Source organism: Streptococcus mitis (genome assembly GCF_023109105.1).
Classification (GTDB): Bacteria; Bacillota; Bacilli; order Lactobacillales; family Streptococcaceae; genus Streptococcus; species Streptococcus mitis_BW.
The window spans coordinates 1-22,976 of the sequence record NZ_JALDTZ010000008.1 but is presented as its reverse complement, the minus strand read 5'-3'; the positions used below and the strand labels follow the sequence as shown (position 1 = coordinate 22,976).

The following is a 22,976-nucleotide window of genomic DNA, read 5'->3' as shown; positions in this document are numbered from 1 at the left end:
CATTGTTATGATACAATGGTGGCAAATTTTACTTCTCACTTTGTACTCAGCTTATCAAATCTGTGATGAGTTGACGATCGTTTCATCTGCAGGTTCCCCTGTATTTGCTGGTTTTATTACTGGTTTAATCATGGGAGATGTGACTACTGGTCTACTTATCGGTGGTAACTTGCAGCTATTCGTTCTTGGGGTTGGTACCTTCGGTGGTGCTTCTCGTATCGACGCAACTTCTGGTGCGGTTCTTGCGACAGCCTTCTCTGTTTCACAAGGAATTGATACAGCACTTGCGATCACAACAATCGCTGTGCCAGTAGCAGCTCTCTTGACTTACTTCGACGTTCTTGGTCGTATGACTACTACCTTCTTTGCTCACCGTGTGGATGCGGCAATCGAACGCTTTGATTACAAAGGTATTGAACGTAACTACCTACTTGGTGCGATTCCTTGGGCTTTATCTCGTGCCCTTCCAGTCTTCTTCGCGCTTGCATTTGGTGGTGAATTTGTACAACACGTAGTAGACTTCGTTACAAAATACCAGTGGGTTGCAGATGGTTTGACACTTGCAGGACGTATGCTTCCAGGTCTTGGATTTGCAATCTTGCTTCGTTACCTTCCAGTTAAACGTAACCTTCACTACCTTGCAATGGGATTTGGTTTGACAGCTATGTTGACTGTTCTTTACTCATATGTAACAGGTCTTGGTGGCGCTGTTGCAGGTATTATCGGTACTCTACCTAAAGATGTTGCTGAAAAAATTGGTTTCGTGAACAACTTCAAAGGTTTGTCTATGATTGGTATCTCTATCGTAGGTATCTTCCTTGCAGTGCTTCACTTCAAAAATAGCCAAAAAGTAGCTGTAGCAGAACCTTCTACACCATCAGAAAGTGGGGAAATCGAAGATGACGAATTCTAATTACAAACTTACAAAAGAAGATTTTAATCAAATCAACAAACGTAGCTTGTTTACTTTCCAATTGGGTTGGAACTACGAACGTATGCAAGCTTCTGGTTACCTTTACATGATTTTGCCTCAATTGCGTAAAATGTATGGGGATGGAACTCCTGAATTGAAGGAAATGATGAAAGTTCATACTCAATTCTTCAATACTTCTCCATTCTTCCATACCATTATCGCTGGTTTTGACCTTGCCATGGAAGAAAAAGATGGTGTAGGTTCAAAAGATGCCGTTAACGGTATCAAGACAGGTTTGATGGGACCCTTTGCTCCTCTTGGAGATACAATCTTTGGTTCGCTTGTACCTGCTATCATGGGATCTATCGCAGCAACTATGGCTATCGCTGGACAACCTTGGGGAATCTTCCTTTGGATTGCAGTTGCGGTTGCTTATGACATCTTCCGTTGGAAACAGTTGGAATTTGCATATAAAGAAGGGGTTAACCTCATCAATAACATGCAAAGTACTTTGACAGCTTTGATTGACGCTGCATCTGTACTTGGTGTCTTCATGATGGGTGCTCTTGTAGCAACAATGATTAACTTTGAAATTTCTTACAAGTTGCCAATCGGTGAAAAGATGATTGATTTCCAAGACATCTTGAACCAAATCTTCCCACGTTTGCTTCCAGCAATCTTTACTGCCTTTATCTTCTGGTTGCTTGGTAAGAAAGGTATGACCTCTACTAAAGCTATCGGTATCATTATCGCTTTTGCAGTAGGTCTTTCTGCCTTTGGTAAATTTGTACTTGGAATGGGCGCATAATTTATGGCTAAATCATTAATTTTGGTGAGTCATGGTCGCTTCTGTGAAGAACTTAAAGGTAGCACTGAAATGATCATGGGTCCACAAGACAATATTCATGCAGTGGCTCTTCTTCCAGAAGATGGTCCAGAAGAATTTACTGCGAAATTTGAAGCTGCTATTGAAGGATTGGATGATTTCCTAGTCTTTGCGGATCTTCTCGGTGGAACACCATGTAACGTGGTCAGTCGTTTGATCATGGAAGGTCGTGACATCGAACTTTATGCAGGAATGAATCTTCCAATGGTGATTGAATTTATCAATGCGAGCCTTACAGGTGCAGATGCGGACTATAAGAACCGTGCTGCAGAAAGCATTGTGAAAGTTAATGACCTGTTAGCTGGCTTCGATGATGACGAAGATGAATAAGATGTGACAACGTGAAAATCGTTAGAGCATTTTATATAGAATATACATGGGAATGGGGCTTACTCCCATTCCCATATTTAATAGAAAAAGAGGAACTCAATGCTACATTATACAAAAGAAGACTTGCTCGAATTGGGTGCAGAAATCACTACACGTGAAATCTACCAACAGCCTGATGTATGGAAAGAAGCTTTTGAATCTTATCAAGCAAAACGTGAAGAAATTGCAGCCTTCCTGCAAGGGATTGCGGATAAACATGACTATATCAAGGTTATCTTGACAGGTGCTGGGACTTCTGCTTATGTGGGAGATACCTTGGTACCTTACTTTAAGGAAGTCTATGACGAACGCAAATGGAATTTCAATGCCATTGCGACAACAGATATCGTTGCCAATCCAGAAACTTATTTGAAAAAAGATGTGGCGACTGTCCTTGTATCTTTTGCTCGTAGTGGGAACTCGCCTGAAAGTGTGGCGACTGTTGATTTGGCCAAAGCCTTGGTAGATGAGCTTTACCAAGTGACGATTACTTGTGCAGCGGACGGTAAATTGGCTCTCCAAGCTCACGGGGATGACCGTAATCTCTTGCTCTTGCAACCAGCTGCTTCTAATGACGCTGGATTTGCCATGACTTCTAGCTTTACGTCAATGATGTTGACAGCTCTCTTGGTCTTTGATCCTACAGAATTTGCTGTGAAATCTGAACGTTTTGAAGTTGTTTCTAGTCTTGCCCGTAAAGTTCTAGATAATGCAGAAGATGTCAAAGAGCTTGTTGACCTAGACTTTAACCGAGTCATCTATCTAGGCGCCGGTCCTTTCTTTGGACTTGCTCATGAAGCTCAGCTCAAGATTTTGGAACTAACAGCTGGTCAAGTGGCGACCATGTATGAAAGCCCAGTCGGCTTCCGTCACGGTCCAAAATCTCTTATTAACGAAGATACAGTTGTCTTGGTCTTTGGTACAACGAAAGACTACACTCGCAAGTACGACTTGGACTTGGTTCGTGAAGTTGCTGGTGATCATATTGCTCGTCGTGTCGTGCTTTTGAGTGATCAAGCCTTTGGTCTTGAAAATGTCAAAGAAGTGGCCCTTGGTTGTGGCGGTGTCTTGAATGATATTTACCGTGTCTTCCCTTACATCGTTTATGCCCAACTCTTTGCCCTATTGACTTCACTCAAGGTAGAAAATAAACCAGACACACCATCACCTACTGGTACAGTAAACCGTGTGGTACAAGGTGTTATCATCCACGAATACCAAAAGTAATACAGTATTTATGAATTCTTGACAAGAGGATTTGTAAATTATCAGATAAACCATAGATTGTCAGTCGGCTTTCTATGGTTTGTTTGCTTGAGAGAAATAGTAAAAGGAGAACAGAATGAAAGCATACACAGAGCGTGTATTTGGAAATGTTGAGGGACAAGATGTCTTAGCCTATCGTTTTGAGACGGACGGTGGTTACCAGCTTGAGGTCATGACTTATGGTGCGACCATCTTGCGCTATGTCACACCTGACAAGGCTGGAAATTTTGCCAATGTTATCTTGGGTTTTGATGATTTTGATAGCTATGTAGGCAATAGCCCCAAACATGGAGCTAGCGTAGGTCCTGTAGCAGGACGTATTGCAGGTGCGACTTTTGAGCTTAATGGTAAGACTTATGATCTTGAAGTCAACAATGCAAGCAATTGCAATCACAGTGGTTCAACAGGTTGGGATGCAAGTTTGTTTGAACTAATTGAAGTGAGCGACCATGGCTTGACCCTCTACACAGAACGTACAGATGGAACAGGAGGATTTCCTGGCAATCTCAAAATCTGGATCAGTTACCACTTGGAAGAAACTGGAGCCTATGAAATCAGCTATAAAGTAACAACCGATCAGGATACGCTGGTCAATCCAACCAACCACAGCTATTTCAACTTGTCTGGTGATTTCACACAGACAATTGACCGCCATGTCTTCCAACTAAACACAGAGGGAATTTATCCAATTGCGCCCGATGGTGTTCCTGCCAAAACTCCAGATGCCAATCGTGATGTAGTGAAACACATTTATAATGGTGTCTTGTTGAAGGATATCTTTGCAGAAGAAGACGAACAAATCCAGCTAGTATCTGGTTTGGATCACCCATTTGCCCTTCCTGCAGGTCATGACAATGCTGGTTTCCTTTATGACCAAAATTCAGGTCGCTTCCTGCTTTTCAAGACAGAAGCTCCTTGCTTTGTAGTCTACACAGCAAACTTTGTGGATGAAAGTGTCATCATAGGAGGTCAGCCAATGGTACAGCACAATGGGATTGCCCTTGAAGCGCAAGCTTTACCAGATGCTATTCACAGTGACCTCAAAGACCAAGTCATTCTTAAAGCCGGTAAAACCTTCACCAGTACGACACGTTATGAGCTTGTTGTGAAATAAGAGGATAGGAATTTCTACTTTTGGGGTGAATAGTATTTGTCTTATAACATTAGTAGAAATGGGCAAAGAATAGGAAAATATGATATAATTTAATATTGAAAATACCTGTCCTATCTAAAGGATAAAAGGAGAAAAAAATGAAGAAAATTGTATTTGCTAGCGCCTTGGCTTTGACTTTAGCTGGAGCAGTTTTGACAAATGATGTTTTTGCCAATGACAGACTTGTGGCAACACAATCTGCAGATGGTAGAAATGAAAATGTCTTGAGTTCAGAAGTGCTTAACCCTGCTAGTGGCAATGTTTTGGTTGGATTAAAGGGAGAATTTTTGACTCCAGATAAACAAGCTATTTTGGATGCTATTAATAAGATTCGTAAGGAAGCAGCTGATGAAGGTTTGGTAGATAAGTATGTCCCTATTAAATGGTCTACTGATCTTGAGAAAACTGCTTTTGTACGAGCTACTGAGGTGTCAGTAGCTTTAAAACCTGAGCGTCTTTCTACGAAAGAAATCTGGACTGCTTTTCCATCTAGTAATAGTATAAGAGGAGAAGCTTTAGATGTGAACTATGAAGGTTTTCTAAAAGCAATTGAAAACTGGCATGCTGAGAAGGCGAATTATGTAGCGAAAAAGAAGGGTGGAACATCTAAAGAATTTACAGGTTATTATGAGGTTCTGATCAATTCTAAATTTACCTATGTGGGGCTTGCGGCTTTTAGAAATGAAGCTAGTTCTCAGAAAGTGGCAACGATTTCTATAGCTTTAGGTGATGATGCTTCTTCAGAGGAATTGGCTGGTGGATATGGTTCTGCTATTCAGTATACAGAAGTGACTGCATCAAACCTTTCAACAGTTAAAAGTAAAGCTATAGTTGTAGAAAAATCGTTGAAAGATTTTAGAACATCTACATCTAGTCAGTCTGGCTGGGTGCAATCTAATGGAAAATGGTATTTTTATGAGTCTGGTGATGTGAAGACAGGCTGGGTAAAAACAGGTGGTAAATGGTACTATCTGAATGGTTTAGGTGTCATGCAGACTGGATTTGTAGAAGTTGATGGAGCATGGTATTTCCTTGATAGTTCTGGCGCGATGTTTACAGGCTGGGGAACAGATGGTAGCAGATGGTTCTACTTTGACGGTTCAGGAGCTATGAAGACAGGCTGGTACAAGGAAAATGGTGCTTGGTATTATCTTGATCAATCAGGTGTCATGAAGACAGGTTGGTTTAAAGTAGGCAAGTACTGGTACTATGCATATGGTTCAGGAGCTTTGGCAGTCAGCACAACAACACCAGATGGTTACCGTGTAAATGGCAATGGTGAATGGGTAAACTAGGCTGAAAATAGCAAGTCATAGGAAAAGTATTCATCTTACTTAGCAGAAAGAATGAATGATAGGAAAGAGGTTGATGACGAACATTGACCTCTTTTTGTTAGAATATAGGCTTCAAGTTGTCTGACTTGACTTTCTTGATAGAAGTTACATAATAGTTGTAATAATTAAAATTACAACAAAGGAGACATCCTATGACCTATGAATATAAGAGCCACATTTATTTGGCAGAGGCAGTTTTAAATGTAAAGGATTTGGCCAGTCAAACAGCCTTTTATCAGCAAGTGCTTGGTTTAGAAATCTTATCTCAAACTGAGATAGAGGCCGTTCTAGGTCTTGATGGAAAAGCCTTGGTACAGCTGATTCAAGCACAAGAGAGCGGTGAAGTAAGGAAACATTATGGCCTTTACCATCTAGCTATTCTCTTGCCGACACGAAAGGCCTTGGCTGATGTCTTGAAACATCTGACAGATTTACAGATTCCTCTTATTGGCGGTGCAGACCATGGTTACAGTGAAGCTCTTTACTTGGAGGATTTGGAGGGAAATGGCATTGAACTCTATCGAGATAAGCCGGTTTCCACATGGGATATTCGAGAAGATGGACGTATTATCGGAGTTACTGAGGCTCTTGCGGCGCAGGACATCTATGAGTTGGGGGAAAGAGTAGAGCCTTTTATCCTAGCAGATGGTACGAGAATGGGACATATCCATCTTTCTGTTAAAGATAGTCGAAAGTCCAGCCAGTTTTATCAAAAGGTGTTGGGACTAGAGGATAAATTCAGTGTGCCTAGCGCCAGTTGGATTGCAGCTGGGGACTACCATCATCATTTAGCAGTCAATGAATGGGGGGAAAAAATCTGGCTCCGCGTAAGCAAGGCTTGCCAGGTTTAGCCTACTATGTCATTGAAGTCGCACATAAAGAAGAACTGTTAGCGATTGCGCAACGAGCACAAGAAGTTGATGCTCCAATCAAATGGCTGACATCTAGCCAGCTGGAAATCACAGACCCAGACGGAATCGTGACCCGTATTCGTTTAGCAAGATAGGCAAGATGTGATGAAAATCAGAGTATAAACTGTAGAAAGTACTCCTTATCCTAGTCAGATAGGTAGAAAATTTGATATGATAGTAGGGAATAAGGAGAAGAGTACAATGACCAGTGAATACCAGAAAATGATAGCGGGAGAACCCTATCATCCATTTGATCCCGAGTTGCGGGCCTTGGCTCAGGCTTCTCGCCAAAAACAGACTGCCTTTAACAAGGAAGAAGATCCCTTGAAAGGGACGGAAATTATCAAGACTTGGTTTGGGTCAACTGGGGAAAATCTCTATGTCAATCCACGACTGGTAGTCGATTATGGGGTCAATATCCATCTAGGGGAAAATTTTTATTCTAATTGGAACTTGACTATGCTGGATGTTTGTCCGATTCGCATCGGGGACAATGCCATGATTGGTCCCAACTGTCAGTTCTTGACTCCACTCCATCCACTGGACCCGCAGGATCGTAATTCAGGTGTTGAATACGGCAAGCCCATCACCATCGGTGATAATTTCTGGGCTGGTGGTGGTGTCATTGTCCTTCCTGGAGTGACACTGGGAGATAACGTTGTTGCAGGAGCAGGGGCCGTGATTACAAAGTCCTTTGGAGACAATGTTGTTTTGGGTGGCAATCCTGCGCGTGTGATTAAGGAAATCCCTGTAAAAGAAAATTAAAAAGAAAGAACAGCTGGGGCTGTTCTTTCAGAACGTAGACAAATGTCATTTTTGGCGTTTGTCTTTTTTGCTTTTCAAAAATATTTTGTCTTATCACCTACTAATCTATCTCAGCATCTAAATTTAAGAAAACTTTCAGAAAAAGTTTAGATTTTTTTCAGACTTCCCCTGTAAACTAAGCTCAAGCTATATGAAGGATAGGAAAAAAGTATGAAATCAAAAAAATGGACCCTACTTGCAACGAGTCTAACAGCAATGGTGCTGGTGGTAGCATGTGCGCAGTCAACAACTACATCCAATACCAATGCAACTACAAATAATGCAACAACAACAAACCAAACTTCCTATTTCACAGAGAAGGACTACGACGCTTCTTATGATGAAAGCACAGCCTCTAAGATTGAGCTATCTGGCTCATCTGCAAGTGTTTCTGGAGATGGTGTGACAGTTTCTGGTTCAACAGTGACTATCTCAAAAGCAGGTACCAATGTCATTTCTGGTCAATCTGACGGTGTTCAAATCAAGATTGAAGCCGAAAAGACTGATGATGTACATATTGTTCTAAAGGGTGTGACCATGACCAATACCAATGCAGCCATTTTTGCCACATCAGCAGGTCATGTATATCTAACTCTAGCAGATGGGACAACCAATAGCCTGTCAGATTCAGCTTCTAATAGTGATGAAAAGGCAGACGCAGCCCTCTTCTCTAAAGTGGACTTGACCATCAATGGTAAAGGAACTCTCAATGTGGATGGTAAGAAAAACAACGGTATCAAAGCTAACGATACACTTCACATCACAGGTGGAACCTTTAACATCACATCGGTAGGAGATGCCTTTAATGTCAATGATGAACTTAATATCACTGGTACAACCATGACTATCGATGCCAAGGAAGACGGCGTCAAGGTCGACAATGATGAAGATACTTCTGTTGGAACCATGTATCTATCTGACAATACCATCACTGTTACTGCTGGTGATGATGGGATCCATGCATCAGGTGATTTGGTCATCGATAGTGGTACTTACACCGTCAAGAACTCTACAGAAGGGCTTGAAGGTAAGTCAATTACTATCAACGGTGGAGATATCGCCATCTATTCAACGGATGATGGTGTCAATGCAGCCAACAAAAATGCTCAACAAAGTGAAATTTTCTTCACTATGAATGGTGGGAACTTGACGGTTGAAGTTGGTCAAGGGGACACGGATCCAATTGACTCAAATGGTAATATTACAGTTAATGGAGGAACCATCAAAATGACTGGTCAAACTGGTTTTGACTTTGATGGAACAGCGACCTACACAGGCGGAGATATCTATCTCAATGGTGAAAAACAAACTGAGATTGTCAGTTCTATGCCTGGAGGCGGAGGGGCACCTGGCGGTGGCCCTCAAGGAAATGGAGGCCCTGGTGGACGACCATAAAATAAAAATCTCCTTTCTCGAAAGAGAAGGGAGATTTTTTTCAACTATCAACTTTCAACTTGACAAGTGAGTGGATACTCACTATAATAGTTTTATATTTCAAAAGTGAGTAAATACTCACCTAGGAGGATTCAAATGAAAAAATTGTTACATTTAAAAGATTTAGAAAAATCTTTTGGTCGTCAAATGGTCTTAGATCACGTTGGTTTTGATTTACAGCCTGGAGAAATCATTGGTCTAATCGGTCCATCAGGTGCTGGTAAATCAACTATGATTAAAACCATGCTAGGAATGGAAAAGGCGGATAGCGGTATCGCTTTAGTCTTGGACCATACTATGCCAAATCGTCATATTTTAGGTGATATTGGCTATATGGCTCAGTCTGATGCTCTTTATGAGGCCTTGTCAGGTCAAGAAAATCTAGAATTTTTTGGTCAGCTAAAAGGGCTATCCAAAAGAGATCTGACAGCTGAAATTGCCCATGTGGCTCAAGTTGTGGATCTGACAGAGCATTTGAATAAAACGGTATCCGGTTATTCTGGAGGAATGAAGCGACGCTTGTCTTTAGCCGTCGCGCTTCTGGGGAATCCTCAGCTCTTGATTTTGGACGAACCGACAGTTGGAATCGACCCTTCTCTTCGAAAGAAAATCTGGAAAGAATTATTCGCGCTTAGAGACAATGGGGTAGGGATATTAGTTACTACCCATGTTATGGATGAAGCAGAGTTAACGGATAAGGTCGGCTTATTATTAGGTGGAAAAATCATTGCTTTTGATACACCGCAACACTTAAAAGATAGTTATCAAGTTTCAAGTATTGAAGAAGTCTTTTTGAAAGCAGAAGGAGAGTAAGATGAGAACCATTGCTATTGCTAAAAAAGTTATCAAAGAATTGCTTCGTGACAAACGAACCTTGGCTATGATGTTTGTAGCGCCGGTATTTATTATGTGGCTGATGAACCTCATGTTTTCAGCTAGTACAACCGTGAATGTCAAGTTAGCGACACAAGATCTACCAACTGGTTTGGTAACAAAAATGGATGAGCTCGATCATGTGGACGTCGAGACTTATCAAGACTTAGATCAGGCTAAAAAAGCTCTAGCTGACGAGAAAGTAGATGCAGTCATATCGTATAAAGATGGTGAGTATCAGGTCGACTACGCAAATACGGATGCTTCTAAAACAACTATGACACGACAAGTGTTACGAACAAGTATCGTCAATGAAGGCACCGATCAGTTATTATCTCGTGTCAAACAAGCTCTTCCACAATTGAAATTAGATGAAAAGGCGCCTGAAATCAAAGAATCTTACCAATATGGAGATAAAAATACTGGATTCTTTGCACGTATGATTCCAATTTTAATTGGCTTTGTGGTCTTCTTCTTTGTCTTTTTGATTTCTGGTATGGCACTGTTGAAAGAGCGAACAAGTGGAACCTTGGATCGCTTGTTAGCAACCCCAGTGAAACGTTCTGAAATCGTCTATGGCTATATGTTGTCTTACGGTATTATTGCGATTTTTCAAACGGCAGTTGTCGTTTTAGCAGCAATTTGGCTACTAGATGTAGAAGTTGTAGGAAATATTTTAAATGTTATAATAGTTAATGTGGTACTGGCTCTTGTAGCACTAGCTTTTGGAATTCTCTTGTCTACTCTAGCAAAATCAGAATTCCAAATGATGCAATTTATTCCTCTCGTGATTATGCCCCAACTTTTTTTCTCAGGAATTATTCCATTGTCATCCATGGGAGAATGGGCTCCAACTGTGGGGAAATTTTTGCCATTAACCTATTCTGGTGATGCAATAAGCCAGATTATTCTTTACGGACACAATCTTGGTGATATTTTGTCAAATCTTGGTGTTTTAATGATTTTCTTGATCATTTTAACAATTCTCAATATTGTTGGATTGCGTCGTTATCGTAAAGTTTAGAAATCAACATAAATAATGCTAAAAAGGTGTGAAGATTGGATGGATAAGACTGTTTTTGAATCGTTTGAAGATTACTTAGAAGAAGCGAATTACCCTCAAGGAAAGAAAAAAATCATGCAGGCAGCAGTGGATCTCATATCAACCAGGAGTTACCATGGGACCTCAACTCTTCACATAGCTGAGCGTGCTGGACTAAGCCAGGCAACTTTGTTTAAGTATTTTAAGACGAAGGATGATTTACTGACGGCTATTTTACATCCTGTAGTCCCAGGCATTCTCGGTAGTTTTTTTGAGGAACTCTTAGCTTTTGAAACGACAGAAGAGAGGGTTCGTTATCTCGTCCATAATCGTATGAGCTATCTCAAAAAAAATCGTGCCTTGATGAAAATCATTCTACAAGAGAGTTTTTCAAATAAAAAACTAAAAAATGAACAGATTTTTATCTGGAATGCTATTCAAGATAAACTTCGAGTGCTTCATAAGGAATTGCTAGCAGATCCACGTGTAAATCCAGAGATAACGATTCCTCAAATGGTTCGCATCTGTATAGGTCCATTGTTAGCTTACTTCTCTCAACTATATATCATTGGTGACAATGTCGAAATTAGTGAAGAGGACTTAGGCTTATTGGAAAAACAAATCTTAGGTGGTTTGTGGAAATAGGAGGAGTATAGGAATTAGTTCTTTTTGCTTTAGGTTGAGCAACACATCATAAGAAGTATTTTCTAATATTAAAAAACATAATAATTTAAAGAAAAAACTCTTATCCCTAGCATATTAACAGCTTGGAATAAGAGTTTCTTATGTTATTAGGACGAGAAAGAATTATTCTCCGTCTTTTTTAAAGATGTTTTTTACGCCAGATACTGCACCTTCGACAGCTTCTTTTGCATCTTCAGCAACTTCTTTAGCTTTTGAAGCTACCTTTTCTGCAGCTCCTTCTGTTTGAGTTTTTGTATCGCCAGTTAGTTTACCAAAGCCTTCTTTAACAGAACCTTTAGCTTGGTTGAATTTTTCTTCGATTGACATGGGGGATACCTCCGTTAATTTTTTGTATTATCTAAATTACATCAGATATTGGTTTAAGTATATACCCTTTTATGCTAAAAAGCAAAAAACTGATACGAAAAGCATCAGTTTATTTTTTAATAGGTTACAATATTCAATTGACCTTTATCATATTCAGCGATAAAGATATTTGAGACTTCTTCGAAACCTTCTTCTTTCAATTTCTCAGTTAGCCACTCCTCGGATTTGCCAATGGTTTCTAAGATTTCAACTTGGACAACACCATCTGTGATGATTGGGTACTTAGGATTCTCGTCACCCATTCTTACGACAATCAGCTGTCCGTTTTGCTCAATCACACCTCTCTTGACATCCTTCAATTGGAAGATTCCTTGAGCGCGCAATTTAAGAGCTACATCTGCAGCTGCAAGACCTTTTGTGCGACAGGCTTCAGGATCTAACTTACCATTTTTGATGATAATAGTTGGTTTCCCGTCAATTAAGTGTTTGAAAAAGGAAATATTGGTATTCAACCATTTAAGGAGCAGGATGAGAATAGTCCAGATGATTAAGATTGTTACGTATTGGATGATGGTAATCGAGCTATTGTAGATAACCCCACCGATAATACCCCCGAGAACAAAGTTCTGGATTTGATCTACTGCAGAACTTGGTGCTAAATTTCCTTTACCTGTTACGTTAATAACAAAAACAAGAGAAAGTAGCCCCAAGGCCAATTTAATTGCAATCGTAGCAAAAAAGCTTATCATTTTTCAACCTCCACGAGTTCAACATCTGATTTATAGAGTTCCATCTTTTCTAACAAATAGCTATCTTGGTCAGTCCCGCTAATGGCACGATAAAAATTGTCGCCAACCTTAATAATAGCTCCATCAGTAGTAGCTGAAGTATTGACATAAATATCTTTTTTATCAACACCTAACTCTTTTGATACAATCTCGATGAAGTGTAAGGAACTACGAAATTGATTATCATTGGATTGGCTGTTTTGAAAATTCGTAATGCTAATCAATACAAAAGCAATTAAGGTCAAAATAGAAATGAGCGATAATTCACGGAACTTACTCCCTCTTTTATCTTTGAAAGCCTTAAATGCAAAGAATCCAGTCACAATCACTAAGAATGTCGACACAATAATCATGGTCCAATTCTGTTGACTAATCTGACTGAGAACATAGTCATATGAATAGAATTTCATAAGATTTCTCCCTTTTTTAAATTCAATCTATTATAAACTAATTCCTAAGCTATAGCAATTTTATTATGACGAAAAAAGCATTTAATTGTTGTTTCCTACTTAAGGTAGGTTTTTCTGATTTGACTTAGCCTCCCGTCTTGACTTTCGTTTAGCTTTTGTTATAATAGTACAAATTTAGAGGAGGTGCTTTATGATTCAAAAACATGCCATTCCTATTTTAGAATTTGATGACAATCCTCAGGCAGTCATCATGCCAAATCACGAAGGATTAGATTTACAATTGCCAAAGAAGTGTATCTATGCATTTTTGGAGGAGGAGATTGACCGCTACGCCCAGGAAATAGGAGCAGAGTGCGTTGGCGAGTTCATTTCTGCCACCAAGACTTATCCAGTCTATGTCATCAACTACAAGGGCGAGGAGATTTGTCTTGCCCAGGCTCCCGTTGGCTCTGCTCCAGCGGCCCAGTTTATGGATTGGTTGATTGGCTACGGTGTGGAACAAATCATTTCCACTGGAACCTGTGGCGTCCTAGCCGATATAGAGGAAAATGCCTTTCTGGTTCCAGTCCGAGCCCTGCGAGATGAGGGGACCAGCTACCACTATGTAGCGCCTTCTCGTTATATGGATGTACATGTCGAAGCGATTTCTGCCATCGAGCAAGTCTTGGAACAACTAGGCATTCCTTATGAAGAGGTTATGACTTGGTCGACAGATGGTTTTTACCGAGAAACAGCTGAAAAAGTTGCCTATCGTAAGGAAGAAGGCTGTGCAGTTGTGGAGATGGAGTGTGCAGCTCTTGCGGCAGTAGCCCAACTACGTGGGGTTGTCTGGGGAGAGCTGCTCTTTACCGCAGATTCCTTGGCAGATCTAGATAACTACGACAGTCGTGACTGGGGGGCAGAAGCTTTTGGCAAGGCCTTAGAACTCTGTCTTGAAATCGTTAGTCATATGTGACTGCTTTAACTATTTTATGGTACAATGTAGCTATGTTATTCAAATCATTTTCGGAAAAAATAAACACGACCTTGGGGCGTTTATCACCTGCTCGTCGAATTTTTTTGAGTTTTGCTTTGGTTATTTTCGCAGGCTCTCTTCTTTTGAGTCTGCCATTTGTGCAAGCAACAAGCTCCCAAGCGACCTATTTCGACCATCTCTTTACAGCAGTATCCATGGTCTGTGTGACAGGACTCTTTACTCAACCAGTAGCTACCACATATAACATCTGGGGTCAGTTAATCTGTATGTTTTTGATCCAGATTGGTGGTTTGGGTCTCATGACCTTTATAGGGATCTTTTATATTCAAAGTAAGCAAAAGCTAAGTCTTCGTAGCCGTGAAACAATTTTGGAGAGCTTTAGTTATGGAGAAACTCAGTCTTTAATGGTTTTCATACGTTCGATTTTCTTGACGACTTTTATCGTTGAAGGACTCGGAGCCTTCCTGTTAAGTTTTCGTTTTGTTCCAGAATTTGGTTGGGGTCGGGGGATTTTTACCTCTATCTTCGTAGCTATTTCAGCTTTCTGTAATGCTGGTTTTGATAATTTTGGCAGTACAAGTTTAGTAGCTTTTCAAACTGATCCTTTGATTAATCTAGTGCTTGCTGCTTTGATCATCACAGGTGGTCTAGGGTTTATGGTTTGGTTTGACCTGGCCACGCAGTTGAGCAAGAAAAAACGGCGGCTTCGCTTCCATACCAAGTTGGTTCTCTTCTTGACAGCTGGAATTTTATTTACTGGAACAGTTTCAACCCTCTTGATAGAGTGGAACAATCCGGGAACGATTGGAAATCTCAGCATCCCTGATAAATTGCTAGTCAGTTTTTTCCAAACAGTTAGCATGAGAACGGCAGGTTTTGCTTCTATTGATTACACCCAGGCTCGGCCTGTTACACTACTGATTTATATTTTACAAATGTTTCTCGGTGGGGCGCCTGGTGGAACAGCAGGGGGACTTAAAATCACAACCTTCTTTGTCTTATTAGTATTTGCACGCAGTGAACTTTTAGGATTACCCCATGCCAATGTAGCTCGGAGAACAATTTTACCTCGGACAGTCCAAAAATCATTCAGTGTCTTTATTATCTTCTTGCTAACTTTCTTGCTGGGATTGATCCTGTTAGGGGTAACCGCAGAAGGGAATCCGCGCTTTATCTACATCATGTTCGAGACAATTTCAGCGCTTGCCACGGTCGGAGTGACTGCCAATCTGACACCAGAGTTAGGTAGATTAGCTCTTAGCATTATCATGCTACTGATGTTTATCGGACGAATTGGGCCGCTGACGCTATTAGTTAGTTTGGCTGAGTATCAACCAGATAAGAAAGATATGATCCACTATATGAAAGCAGATATTACCATAGGATAAGAAAGGATAAACTATGTCAGATCGGACAATTGGAATTTTAGGTTTGGGAATTTTTGGGAGCAGTGTTCTCGCGGCTCTTGCTAAGCATGATGTAAATATAATCGCCATTGATGACCATGAGGAGCGAATCAATCAGTTCGAACCAGTCTTGGTACGTGGAGTTGTTGGAGATATTACCGATGAAGAGCTCTTGCTCTCAGCAGGAATTGATACCTGCGATACAGTTGTGGTGGCAACTGGGGAAAATTTAGAATCTAGTGTGCTTGCAGTCATGCATTGCAAGAGTCTAGGAGTATCAACTGTTATTGCTAAGGTTAAAAGCCATACAGCAAAAAAAGTCCTTGAAAAAATTGGCGCAGATTCAGTCATCTCACCAGAGTTTGAAATGGGGCGCTCATTGGCACAGACTATTTTATTTAATAACAGCGTTGATGTTTTTCAGTTGGACAAAAATGTCTCTATTGTTGAGATGAAAATTCCACAATCGTGGGCAGGTAAGAGTCTAAGTGAACTTGACCTTCGAGGACAATACAATCTCAATATTCTTGGTTTTCGTGACTATGAAAATGCTCCTCTAGACGTTCAGTTTGGTCCAGATGATCAATTGAAAGCTGATGGCTATATGATGGCAGTAATCAATAACCAATATTTGGATAATCTAGCACACCTCAATGATTAAAAGAGAAATAACCATTCTTTTTTCTAGTGACTATTGGGTCAATATAAGTATTTTATAAGAAGGATTTAAGAAAAATTTTAACTTTTTCTTAATCCTTTTTAATTTTAGGAGATTATACTAGAGCTATCAAAAAAAAAGAAAACTCTAAGGAGAATCCTATGAAATCCAATCCAAATCAGAGATATACTCGTTGGTCTATTCGCCGCCTCAGTGTAGGTGTTGCTTCAGTTGTTGTGGCTAGTGGCTTCTTTGCCCTAGTCGGTCAACCAAGTTCTGCACGTGCTGATGTCGTCAATCCGACTCCTGCCCAAGTCGTGCCAGACGCTACTTCGGTGAGTGAAAAGAGCGACTTACCAGCAGAGGTTCTCAAAAAAGCAGTCGATGTAGATCTTTCTTCAGAACAGTCTGTTCCAACACCTCAAGCAAGTGTGGATACGACAAGTTCTTCAGAAAAAGCGGACGAAACTGCTAAAGAGCCAGTAGTAGCACCAAAAGAAGAAGTGCAAGCACAACCTGACTCTAAGAAACCAACAGAAGATGCAGTTAAACCTGTGGAAGATCCTATGTCTACAGCTTCTGGACAAGACCGCGAAGCCAGTGAAGCGCAACCAGCGACCACTCCAGCTGAAGTGCAAAAAGGTGTGGCCGACAACACCAAAGACACAGTAGAAGTCCCAGCTTCTTACTTGGATAGAGCTAATTTCCCAGGTCCATTTACAGCTGGTGTCAACCAAGTCATTCCATACGAATTCTTCGCTGGTGACGGTATGTTGACTCGCCTTATCTTGAAATCCTCTGATAAGGCTCCATGGTCAGATAATGGAACGGCTAAAAATCCTGCTCTCCCACCGGTAGAGAAATTGAGCAAAGGTCTTTACTTCTATGAAGTAGACTTGGCAGGTACTCAAGGTAAATCTGACAAAGAGCTACTTGACCTCTTGAAACAAAATGGAACGCAAAGTTATAAAGCTACTATTAAAGTGTACGGTGCGAAGGATGGCAAGGCCGATTTGAGTAACCTCGTAGCGACTAAGGATTTGGATATCAACTTGAACGGCTTGGCTACCCCAGCTGAAGTGCAAAAAGGTGTGACCGACAATACCAAAGACACAGTAAATGTCCCAGCTACTTACTTGGACAAGGCCAATTACCCAGGTCCATTCACAGCCGGTGTTAACCAAGTTATTCCATATGAATTCTTCGCTGGCGACGGTATGTTGACTCGCCTTATCTTGAAAGCTTCTGACAAGGCCCCATGGTCAGACAACGGTTCGGCTAAAAATTCTGCCCTCCCACCAGTTGAGAAATTGGGCAAAGGCCTTTACTTCTATGAAGTAGATTTGGCAGGTACCCAAGGTAAATCAGATAAAGAGTTGCTTGACCTCTTAAAACAAAACGGCACTCAAAGTTATAAAGCTACTATTAAAGTGTACGGTGCGAAAGACGGCAAAGCTGACTTAACAAATCTCGTAGCGACTAAAGATTTGGATATCAACTTGAATGGGTTGACTACTCCAGCTGAAGTTCAAAAAGGTGTGGCTGATAACACCAAAGATACAGTAGACGTCCCAGCTACTTACTTGGACAAGGCCAACTTCCCTGGTCCATTCACAGCCGGAGTCAACCAAGTCATTCCATATGAATTCTTCGCAGGTGACGGTATGTTGACTCGTCTTATCTTGAAAGCTTCTGATAAGGCTCCATGGTCAGACAATGGCTCAGCTAAAAATCCCGCTCTCCCGCCAGTAGAAAAATTGGGCAAAGGTCTCTACTTCTACGAAGTGGATTTGGCAGGTACTCAAGGAAAATCAGATAAAGAGCTGCTTGACCTCTTAAAACAAAACGGCACTCAAAGCTATAAAGCTACTATCAAAGTGTATGGTGCGAAAGATGGCAAGGCTGATTTGAGCAATCTTGTAGCGACTAAGGACTTGACAGTAAACTTGAATGGCTTAACTACCCCAGCCGAAGTTCAAAAAGGAGTGGCTGACAATACAAAAGACACAGTAGATGTCCCAGCCACTTATTTGGACAAAGCCAACTTCCCAGGCCCATTCACAGCCGGAGTCAACCAAGTCATTCCATACGAATTCTTCGCTGGTGACGGTATGTTGACTCGCCTTATCTTGAAAGCATCAGACAAGGCCCCATGGTCCGATAACGGCTCAGCCAAAAATCCTGCTCTCCCACCAGTAGAGAAATTGGGCAAAGGCCTTTACTTCTATGAAGTAGACTTGGCAGGTACTCAAGGTAAATCAGATAAAGAGCTGCTTGACCTCTTAAAACAAAACGGCACTCAAAGCTATAAAGCTACTATTAAAGTGTACGGCGCTAAAGATGGCAAAGCAGATTTGAGTAATCTTGTAGCGACTAAGGATTTGACAGTAAACTTGAATGGGTATAAGTCTCTCAATCCGATGAAATCTCAAATGCCAGCTGCTAGCCAGGATAAGATGGTGCATAGCAAGGAGCAGGACAAAACTATGAATGCTAGCCAGCCAATGGCAACACCAAGCATGAAACAAGACCAAGCTCCAGCAGCCTCAAGCAAAATGTCTGATGAAAGCAAGATGGCATCTAATAACAAGACGTCAAGTCCAATGATGGCTAATCAAAAGAAAGAGCAAAAAGACATGCTTCCATATACTGGTGAAGGCCAAACATCAATGACTACTCTTGGATTCGTTGGACTCGTCTTGGCCGGACTGCTAGGTGGCCTCGGTTTGAAAGCTAAAAAAGAGGAAAATGACTAGTCTAGCTACAGACTTTCTATCTAGGATTTAAAAAATCCAGATAGCGATTAGAATGTTCGTAAAGAGATTAAAATAGTGTTATACTATTGTGGTATAGCACTGTTTTTTTCAAAGGAGAGACAGATGGGAAAGACTATTTTACTCGTTGACGACGAGGTAGAAATCACAGATATTCATCAACGCTATCTGGTTCAGGCAGGGTATCAGGTTTTGGTGGCTCATGATGGAGTAGAGGCCTTGGAAATCTTCAAGCGAAAAGTGATTGATTTGATTATTACAGATATCATGATGCCTCGGATGGATGGTTATGATTTGATTAGTGAGGTTCAGTATCAATCTCCAGATCAGCCTTTTCTCTTTATCACGGCTAAGACTAGCGAGCAGGACAAGATTTATGGCTTGAGCCTAGGGGCAGATGACTTTATTGCCAAGCCCTTTAGCCCTCGTGAGCTGGTTTTGCGTGTCCACAATATCATGCGTCGCCTTCATCGTGGAGGTGATACAGAAGTCGTCAGTCTCGGGGATTTACGGATGAATCACGGTAGTCATGAGGTCCAAGTCGGAGATGTGGCGCTTGATTTGACAGTCAAATCCTTCGAACTTCTATGGCTTTTAGCTAGTAATCCAGAGCGAGTTTTTTCTAAGACAGACCTCTATGAAAAAGTCTGGCAAGAAGACTATGTAGATGATACTAATACCTTGAATGTTCATATTCATGCTCTTCGACAGGAGTTGGCTAAACATTCTAGTGCAGAAACACCGACCATCAAAACCGTCTGGGGCTTGGGCTACAAAATTGAGAAAGCACGAGGTAGACAATGAAACTAAAAAGTTATATTTTAGTGGGGTATGTCATTTCAACACTTCTAACGATTATCGTTGTCTTTTGGGCCATCCAGCGAATGCTAATTGACGAAAGAGAAATTTATTTCTTGGTGGGAATGACTCTCATGGCTAGTTTTGTCGGTGCTGGGATTAGTCTCTTTCTCCTGTCGCCAGTCTTTACTTCATTGGGTAAACTGAAGGAACATGCCAAGCGAGTAGCAGACAAGGACTTTTCATCAAATCTGGAGGTTCAAGGCCCTGTAGAATTTCAGCAATTAGGCCAAGCTTTTAATGAAATGTCCCATGATTTGCAGGAGACCTTTGATTCCTTGGAAGAAAGCGAACGAGAAAAGGGCTTGATGATTGCCCAGCTGTCGCATGATATCAAGACCCCCATCACTTCGATCCAAGCGACGGTAGAAGGGATTTTGGATGGGGTTATCAAGGAAGGAGAACAGGCCCATTATCTAGCAACCATTGGACGCCAGACTGAAAGACTCAATAAACTGGTTGAGGAGTTGAATTTTTTGACCCTAAACACAGCTAGAAATCAGGTGGAAACGACTAGCAAAGACAGTATTTTTCTGGACCAGCTCTTGATTGAGTGCATGAGTGAATTTCAGTTCTTGATTGAGCAGGAGGAGCGAGATGTCCATTTGCAAGTAATCCCAGAGTCTGCTCGGATTGAGGGAGATTATGCCAAGCTTTCTCGAATCTTGGTGAATCTGGTCAATAACGCTTTTAAATACTCCGCTCCAGGAACCAAGCTGGAGGTGGTGGCTAAGCTGGAGAAGAACCAGCTTTCAATCAGTGTGACGGACGAGGGACAGGGTATTGCCCCAGAGGATTTGGAGAATATTTTCAAACGCCTTTATCGTGTAGAAACTTCGCGTAACATGAAAACAGGTGGTCATGGCTTAGGACTTGCGATTGCGCGTGAATTGGCTCATCAATTGGGTGGGGAAATCACAGTCAGCAGTCAGTACGGTTTAGGAAGCACCTTTACCCTCGTTCTCAATCTCTCTGGCAGTGAAAATAAAGCCTAAAACCCCTTTACAAATCCAGCCATTCATGGTAGAATGGATTTTGTGTGAAATATCAGCAGGAAAGCATGAAGCTCGTCAACAGGTGTCTTATGATAAGTAACCTTGGCTGTTTAGGCGAAGGGCATCTGCACGAATCAGGGCTTTCTAAGTGACTATTTCCACCGAATATTATTTATATCAGGAGGACATTCACATGTCACGTTATACAGGACCATCTTGGAAACAAGCTCGTCGCCTTGGCCTTTCACTTACAGGTACAGGTAAAGAATTGGCACGTCGTAACTACGTACCAGGACAACACGGACCAAACAACCGTTCTAAATTGTCAGAATACGGTTTGCAATTGGCTGAAAAACAAAAACTTCGTTTCACTTACAGTGTAGGTGAAAAACAATTCCGTAACTTGTTCGTACAAGCTACAAAAATCAAAGGTGGAATCCTAGGTTTCAACTTTATGCTTCTTTTGGAACGTCGTTTGGATAACGTTGTTTACCGTCTTGGTCTTGCGACTACTCGTCGTCAAGCTCGTCAATTCGTAAACCACGGTCACATCCTTGTTGACGGAAAACGCGTTGATATCCCATCATACCGCGTAACTCCAGGTCAAGTGATCTCAGTTCGTGAAAAATCATTGAAAGTTCCAGCTATCCTTGAAGCAGTAGAAGCTACTCTTGGACGTCCAGCATTCGTATCATTCGACGCTGAAAAATTGGAAGGTTCATTGACTCGCTTGCCAGAGCGCGACGAAATCAACCCAGAAATCAACGAAGCACTTGTCGTTGAATTCTACAACAAAATGCTTTAATTTTAAGAAATATCTTACAGAAAGCCTACAACAGTGGGCTTTTTGTTTTGTCTTAAAAAAACTATAGAACACGTCATAACTGTGAAGGGGGATAAAAAATTCCCTGCAAATTGAAATTGCAAGGAACTCTTGTTAATGGTAATGAACAATCCAGGTGGAATACTTTCTCCCAAGCCAGAGAGCAAAGAGGAGATTGATGACGACAGTGCCTGAACCGACCAGTGAAAATAGGAAAAATTCGCTAGACGAAACCTGCCAAAAATGTACGATGTCTGTAATCAAATAAGCACTGACAGGAAAACAAATGGTAGAAGTAATCAGAGCAGGGATATACTTGCGAAGAAGGATTGATTGTTCGATATGGAGCAAGAGATGAAGCGCAAAGGCTACAAATCCCCTAACCAAACTAATTCGAACGTTCTAGATTGAGTAACATATGCTAAGAAAGTGATGGATAAGACAAGGATGAATTCCTCAAAAACAGCGAGGGCAAATCCCTCTGTTGTCATTTCTTTGTGGATTTTGAGAATAGTTGGAGCCTTTTGGGCCAGCAAGATTTCGTTGAAATGAATCCAAGGGACAAGACCGATAATTTCTTCCATATCGTGAAAGATAAAAAGTAGAGGAAACATCCAAAGATAAAATGCCATAAATCTCTCCTGAAAAGCTATAGACTGCCAGCAAATAAAGCAAAAAACGCCCAGTAAGGCGTTTTGAGTTAGGTATGCTTACTTAACCTCTGTAAACACAACGTGTTTGCGAAGTTTTGGTGAGTATTTCTTCAATTGAAGACGGTCTGGAGTGTTACGTTTGTTTTTAGAAGTAAGGTACAAGCGTTCACCAGATTCTTTGTGTTCAAGTGTAATATTTACGCGCATGGTATCTCCCTTCTATTATTCAGCTGCTGCAGCTTTAGCGATTTTACGTCCTTTGTAGTATCCTTTAAGTGATACACGGTGAGAACGTGAGTAATCTCCAGTAGTTTCGTCAAAGTTTACAGATGGAGCTGTTACTTTGTAGTGTGTACGACGTTTGTTTTTCTTCGCTTTTGAAGTGCGACGTGCAGGTACTGCCATTTTGATTTCTCCTTTAGGTATTTATATTCGATTCAATCTACTGATTTTCATCAACCATACTAGGATAACACATTTTTTTTGTAAAGTAAAGTTACTTGACAAAAAAAGATGAAAAAATTCTCCTGGGTAACTTCTCAAAGTAACTTCCACTTGTCTAACCAAAGTGGAAGTTAGTCTAAAACGGATTTTTATGGTGGAATTAAGTATGAGACGTTTGAGTTAGAAATGAGGTCT

At 41.0% G+C, this 22,976-nt stretch carries 23 protein-coding genes and 2 pseudogenes; 19 read left to right on the top strand and 6 right to left on the bottom strand.

Features of this window, described 5'->3' with window-relative positions:
- Positions 1-7 precede the first annotated feature (7 nt).
- From M1F37_RS05940 to M1F37_RS05885, 12 genes and pseudogenes are all read left to right on the top strand, one after another.
- Positions 8-913: a PTS mannose/fructose/sorbose/N-acetylgalactosamine transporter subunit IIC gene (locus tag M1F37_RS05940; RefSeq protein WP_247935110.1), complete on the top strand. Its 906-nt coding sequence runs from the start codon at positions 8-10 to the stop codon at positions 911-913.
- Positions 900-1,721 (top strand): PTS system mannose/fructose/sorbose family transporter subunit IID, encoded by an 822-nt coding sequence (locus M1F37_RS05935; protein ID WP_247935109.1) that lies wholly within the window; start codon positions 900-902, stop codon positions 1,719-1,721. The genes M1F37_RS05940 and M1F37_RS05935 overlap by 14 nt, the downstream gene beginning before the upstream one ends.
- A gap of 3 nt (positions 1,722-1,724) precedes the next feature.
- Positions 1,725-2,129: a PTS sugar transporter subunit IIA gene (locus tag M1F37_RS05930; protein WP_020903318.1), complete on the top strand. Its 405-nt coding sequence runs from the start codon at positions 1,725-1,727 to the stop codon at positions 2,127-2,129.
- Between the two features lie 99 nt (positions 2,130-2,228).
- Positions 2,229-3,395: an SIS domain-containing protein gene (locus tag M1F37_RS05925; protein ID WP_247935108.1), complete on the top strand. Its 1,167-nt coding sequence runs from the start codon at positions 2,229-2,231 to the stop codon at positions 3,393-3,395.
- A 115-nt stretch (positions 3,396-3,510) separates the two neighbouring features.
- Entirely contained in the window at positions 3,511-4,548 is a 1,038-nt protein-coding gene (locus tag M1F37_RS05920) for an aldose epimerase family protein (RefSeq protein WP_247935107.1), read from the top strand.
- Positions 4,549-4,685: 137 nt separating this feature from the next.
- Positions 4,686-5,882, top strand: coding sequence for a CAP domain-containing protein (locus M1F37_RS05915; RefSeq protein WP_247935106.1), 1,197 nt, complete (start codon positions 4,686-4,688; stop codon positions 5,880-5,882).
- 191 nt (positions 5,883-6,073) lie between these two features.
- Positions 6,074-6,927 (top strand): annotated as a pseudogene (locus M1F37_RS05910) (VOC family protein).
- Positions 6,928-7,033: 106 nt separating this feature from the next.
- Positions 7,034-7,597: a sugar O-acetyltransferase gene (locus tag M1F37_RS05905; protein WP_247935105.1), complete on the top strand. Its 564-nt coding sequence runs from the start codon at positions 7,034-7,036 to the stop codon at positions 7,595-7,597.
- Positions 7,598-7,807: 210 nt separating this feature from the next.
- Positions 7,808-9,031, top strand: coding sequence for a carbohydrate-binding domain-containing protein (locus tag M1F37_RS05900; protein WP_247935104.1), 1,224 nt, complete (start codon positions 7,808-7,810; stop codon positions 9,029-9,031).
- Between the two features lie 135 nt (positions 9,032-9,166).
- Positions 9,167-9,883: an ABC transporter ATP-binding protein gene (locus tag M1F37_RS05895; RefSeq protein ID WP_021144116.1), complete on the top strand. Its 717-nt coding sequence runs from the start codon at positions 9,167-9,169 to the stop codon at positions 9,881-9,883.
- Between the two features lies 1 nt (position 9,884).
- Positions 9,885-10,967 (top strand): ABC transporter permease, encoded by a 1,083-nt coding sequence (locus M1F37_RS05890; protein ID WP_006154045.1) that lies wholly within the window; start codon positions 9,885-9,887, stop codon positions 10,965-10,967.
- A 39-nt stretch (positions 10,968-11,006) separates the two neighbouring features.
- Positions 11,007-11,630: a TetR/AcrR family transcriptional regulator gene (locus tag M1F37_RS05885; RefSeq protein ID WP_049530157.1), complete on the top strand. Its 624-nt coding sequence runs from the start codon at positions 11,007-11,009 to the stop codon at positions 11,628-11,630.
- Between the two features lie 162 nt (positions 11,631-11,792).
- Here M1F37_RS05885 and M1F37_RS05880 read toward each other — a convergent pair whose 3' ends face one another.
- The 3 genes from M1F37_RS05880 to M1F37_RS05870 all read right to left on the bottom strand — a co-directional run bounded on the left by M1F37_RS05880 (position 11,793) and on the right by M1F37_RS05870 (position 13,194).
- Positions 11,793-11,996: a CsbD family protein gene (locus M1F37_RS05880; protein ID WP_006153995.1), complete on the bottom strand. Its 204-nt coding sequence runs from the start codon at positions 11,994-11,996 to the stop codon at positions 11,793-11,795.
- A gap of 116 nt (positions 11,997-12,112) precedes the next feature.
- Positions 12,113-12,745, bottom strand: a complete 633-nt coding sequence (locus M1F37_RS05875; RefSeq protein ID WP_247935103.1) for a DUF421 domain-containing protein — start codon at positions 12,743-12,745, stop codon at positions 12,113-12,115.
- The gene (locus tag M1F37_RS05870) at positions 12,742-13,194 is read right to left on the bottom strand and encodes a DUF3290 family protein (protein WP_060956251.1); all 453 of its coding nucleotides are present in this window, start codon (positions 13,192-13,194) and stop codon (positions 12,742-12,744) included. The genes M1F37_RS05875 and M1F37_RS05870 overlap by 4 nt, the downstream gene beginning before the upstream one ends.
- A gap of 190 nt (positions 13,195-13,384) precedes the next feature.
- Between M1F37_RS05870 and M1F37_RS05865 the strand changes: the two genes are divergently transcribed.
- The 7 genes from M1F37_RS05865 to rpsD all read left to right on the top strand — a co-directional run bounded on the left by M1F37_RS05865 (position 13,385) and on the right by rpsD (position 21,666).
- Positions 13,385-14,149 carry a nucleoside phosphorylase gene (locus M1F37_RS05865; protein WP_247935102.1) on the top strand — a complete coding sequence of 255 codons (765 nt, stop codon included), beginning with the start codon at positions 13,385-13,387 and terminating at the stop codon, positions 14,147-14,149.
- Positions 14,150-14,181: 32 nt separating this feature from the next.
- A complete protein-coding gene (locus M1F37_RS05860; protein ID WP_247935101.1) occupies positions 14,182-15,558 on the top strand; it encodes a TrkH family potassium uptake protein in 1,377 nt (458 codons plus the stop codon).
- A gap of 13 nt (positions 15,559-15,571) precedes the next feature.
- Positions 15,572-16,237: a potassium channel family protein gene (locus tag M1F37_RS05855; protein ID WP_004253989.1), complete on the top strand. Its 666-nt coding sequence runs from the start codon at positions 15,572-15,574 to the stop codon at positions 16,235-16,237.
- A 158-nt stretch (positions 16,238-16,395) separates the two neighbouring features.
- Positions 16,396-18,990 carry an SSURE domain-containing protein gene (locus M1F37_RS05850; protein ID WP_247935100.1) on the top strand — a complete coding sequence of 865 codons (2,595 nt, stop codon included), beginning with the start codon at positions 16,396-16,398 and terminating at the stop codon, positions 18,988-18,990.
- Positions 18,991-19,113: 123 nt separating this feature from the next.
- On the top strand, positions 19,114-19,812 hold the full coding sequence (locus M1F37_RS05845; protein ID WP_247935099.1) for a response regulator transcription factor: 699 nt from the start codon (positions 19,114-19,116) through the stop codon (positions 19,810-19,812).
- The gene (locus M1F37_RS05840; protein WP_247935098.1) at positions 19,809-20,861 is read left to right on the top strand and encodes a sensor histidine kinase; all 1,053 of its coding nucleotides are present in this window, start codon (positions 19,809-19,811) and stop codon (positions 20,859-20,861) included. Before M1F37_RS05845 ends, M1F37_RS05840 begins: the two co-directional genes overlap by 4 nt.
- A gap of 193 nt (positions 20,862-21,054) precedes the next feature.
- Positions 21,055-21,666: a 30S ribosomal protein S4 gene (gene rpsD, locus M1F37_RS05835; RefSeq protein WP_247935097.1), complete on the top strand. Its 612-nt coding sequence runs from the start codon at positions 21,055-21,057 to the stop codon at positions 21,664-21,666.
- A gap of 132 nt (positions 21,667-21,798) precedes the next feature.
- Here the strand turns inward: rpsD and M1F37_RS09990 are convergent.
- From M1F37_RS09990 to rpmF, 3 genes and pseudogenes are all read right to left on the bottom strand, one after another.
- Positions 21,799-22,316, bottom strand: a pseudogene (locus M1F37_RS09990) (HXXEE domain-containing protein).
- 78 nt (positions 22,317-22,394) lie between these two features.
- Positions 22,395-22,544 carry a 50S ribosomal protein L33 gene (gene rpmG / locus M1F37_RS05825; RefSeq protein WP_001265622.1) on the bottom strand — a complete coding sequence of 50 codons (150 nt, stop codon included), beginning with the start codon at positions 22,542-22,544 and terminating at the stop codon, positions 22,395-22,397.
- Between the two features lie 15 nt (positions 22,545-22,559).
- Positions 22,560-22,742, bottom strand: a complete 183-nt coding sequence (gene rpmF, locus M1F37_RS05820; RefSeq protein ID WP_000290416.1) for a 50S ribosomal protein L32 — start codon at positions 22,740-22,742, stop codon at positions 22,560-22,562.
- Positions 22,743-22,976: the final 234 nt, after the last annotated feature.

What these genes read in the sequence shown, in the direction of transcription:
- M1F37_RS05840 (WP_247935098.1), top strand. Translation starts at nt 19,809, where the DNA reads ATGAAACTAAAAAGTTATATTTTAGTGGGGTATGTCATTTCAACACTT.
- M1F37_RS05885 (WP_049530157.1), top strand. Translation starts at nt 11,007, where the DNA reads ATGGATAAGACTGTTTTTGAATCGTTTGAAGATTACTTAGAAGAAGCG.
- M1F37_RS05850 (WP_247935100.1), top strand. Translation starts at nt 16,396, where the DNA reads ATGAAATCCAATCCAAATCAGAGATATACTCGTTGGTCTATTCGCCGC.
- rpsD (WP_247935097.1), top strand. Translation starts at nt 21,055, where the DNA reads ATGTCACGTTATACAGGACCATCTTGGAAACAAGCTCGTCGCCTTGGC.
- M1F37_RS05845 (WP_247935099.1), top strand. Translation starts at nt 19,114, where the DNA reads ATGGGAAAGACTATTTTACTCGTTGACGACGAGGTAGAAATCACAGAT.
- M1F37_RS05900 (WP_247935104.1), top strand. Translation starts at nt 7,808, where the DNA reads ATGAAATCAAAAAAATGGACCCTACTTGCAACGAGTCTAACAGCAATG.
- M1F37_RS05865 (WP_247935102.1), top strand. Translation starts at nt 13,385, where the DNA reads ATGATTCAAAAACATGCCATTCCTATTTTAGAATTTGATGACAATCCT.
- M1F37_RS05905 (WP_247935105.1), top strand. Translation starts at nt 7,034, where the DNA reads ATGACCAGTGAATACCAGAAAATGATAGCGGGAGAACCCTATCATCCA.
- M1F37_RS05940 (WP_247935110.1), top strand. Translation starts at nt 8, where the DNA reads ATGATACAATGGTGGCAAATTTTACTTCTCACTTTGTACTCAGCTTAT.
- M1F37_RS05935 (WP_247935109.1), top strand. Translation starts at nt 900, where the DNA reads ATGACGAATTCTAATTACAAACTTACAAAAGAAGATTTTAATCAAATC.
- M1F37_RS05920 (WP_247935107.1), top strand. Translation starts at nt 3,511, where the DNA reads ATGAAAGCATACACAGAGCGTGTATTTGGAAATGTTGAGGGACAAGAT.
- M1F37_RS05880 (WP_006153995.1), bottom strand. Translation starts at nt 11,996, where the DNA reads ATGTCAATCGAAGAAAAATTCAACCAAGCTAAAGGTTCTGTTAAAGAA.
- rpmF (WP_000290416.1), bottom strand. Translation starts at nt 22,742, where the DNA reads ATGGCAGTACCTGCACGTCGCACTTCAAAAGCGAAGAAAAACAAACGT.
- rpmG (WP_001265622.1), bottom strand. Translation starts at nt 22,544, where the DNA reads ATGCGCGTAAATATTACACTTGAACACAAAGAATCTGGTGAACGCTTG.
- M1F37_RS05890 (WP_006154045.1), top strand. Translation starts at nt 9,885, where the DNA reads ATGAGAACCATTGCTATTGCTAAAAAAGTTATCAAAGAATTGCTTCGT.
- M1F37_RS05915 (WP_247935106.1), top strand. Translation starts at nt 4,686, where the DNA reads ATGAAGAAAATTGTATTTGCTAGCGCCTTGGCTTTGACTTTAGCTGGA.
- M1F37_RS05860 (WP_247935101.1), top strand. Translation starts at nt 14,182, where the DNA reads ATGTTATTCAAATCATTTTCGGAAAAAATAAACACGACCTTGGGGCGT.
- M1F37_RS05875 (WP_247935103.1), bottom strand. Translation starts at nt 12,745, where the DNA reads ATGATAAGCTTTTTTGCTACGATTGCAATTAAATTGGCCTTGGGGCTA.
- M1F37_RS05855 (WP_004253989.1), top strand. Translation starts at nt 15,572, where the DNA reads ATGTCAGATCGGACAATTGGAATTTTAGGTTTGGGAATTTTTGGGAGC.
- M1F37_RS05895 (WP_021144116.1), top strand. Translation starts at nt 9,167, where the DNA reads ATGAAAAAATTGTTACATTTAAAAGATTTAGAAAAATCTTTTGGTCGT.
- M1F37_RS05925 (WP_247935108.1), top strand. Translation starts at nt 2,229, where the DNA reads ATGCTACATTATACAAAAGAAGACTTGCTCGAATTGGGTGCAGAAATC.
- M1F37_RS05930 (WP_020903318.1), top strand. Translation starts at nt 1,725, where the DNA reads ATGGCTAAATCATTAATTTTGGTGAGTCATGGTCGCTTCTGTGAAGAA.
- M1F37_RS05870 (WP_060956251.1), bottom strand. Translation starts at nt 13,194, where the DNA reads ATGAAATTCTATTCATATGACTATGTTCTCAGTCAGATTAGTCAACAG.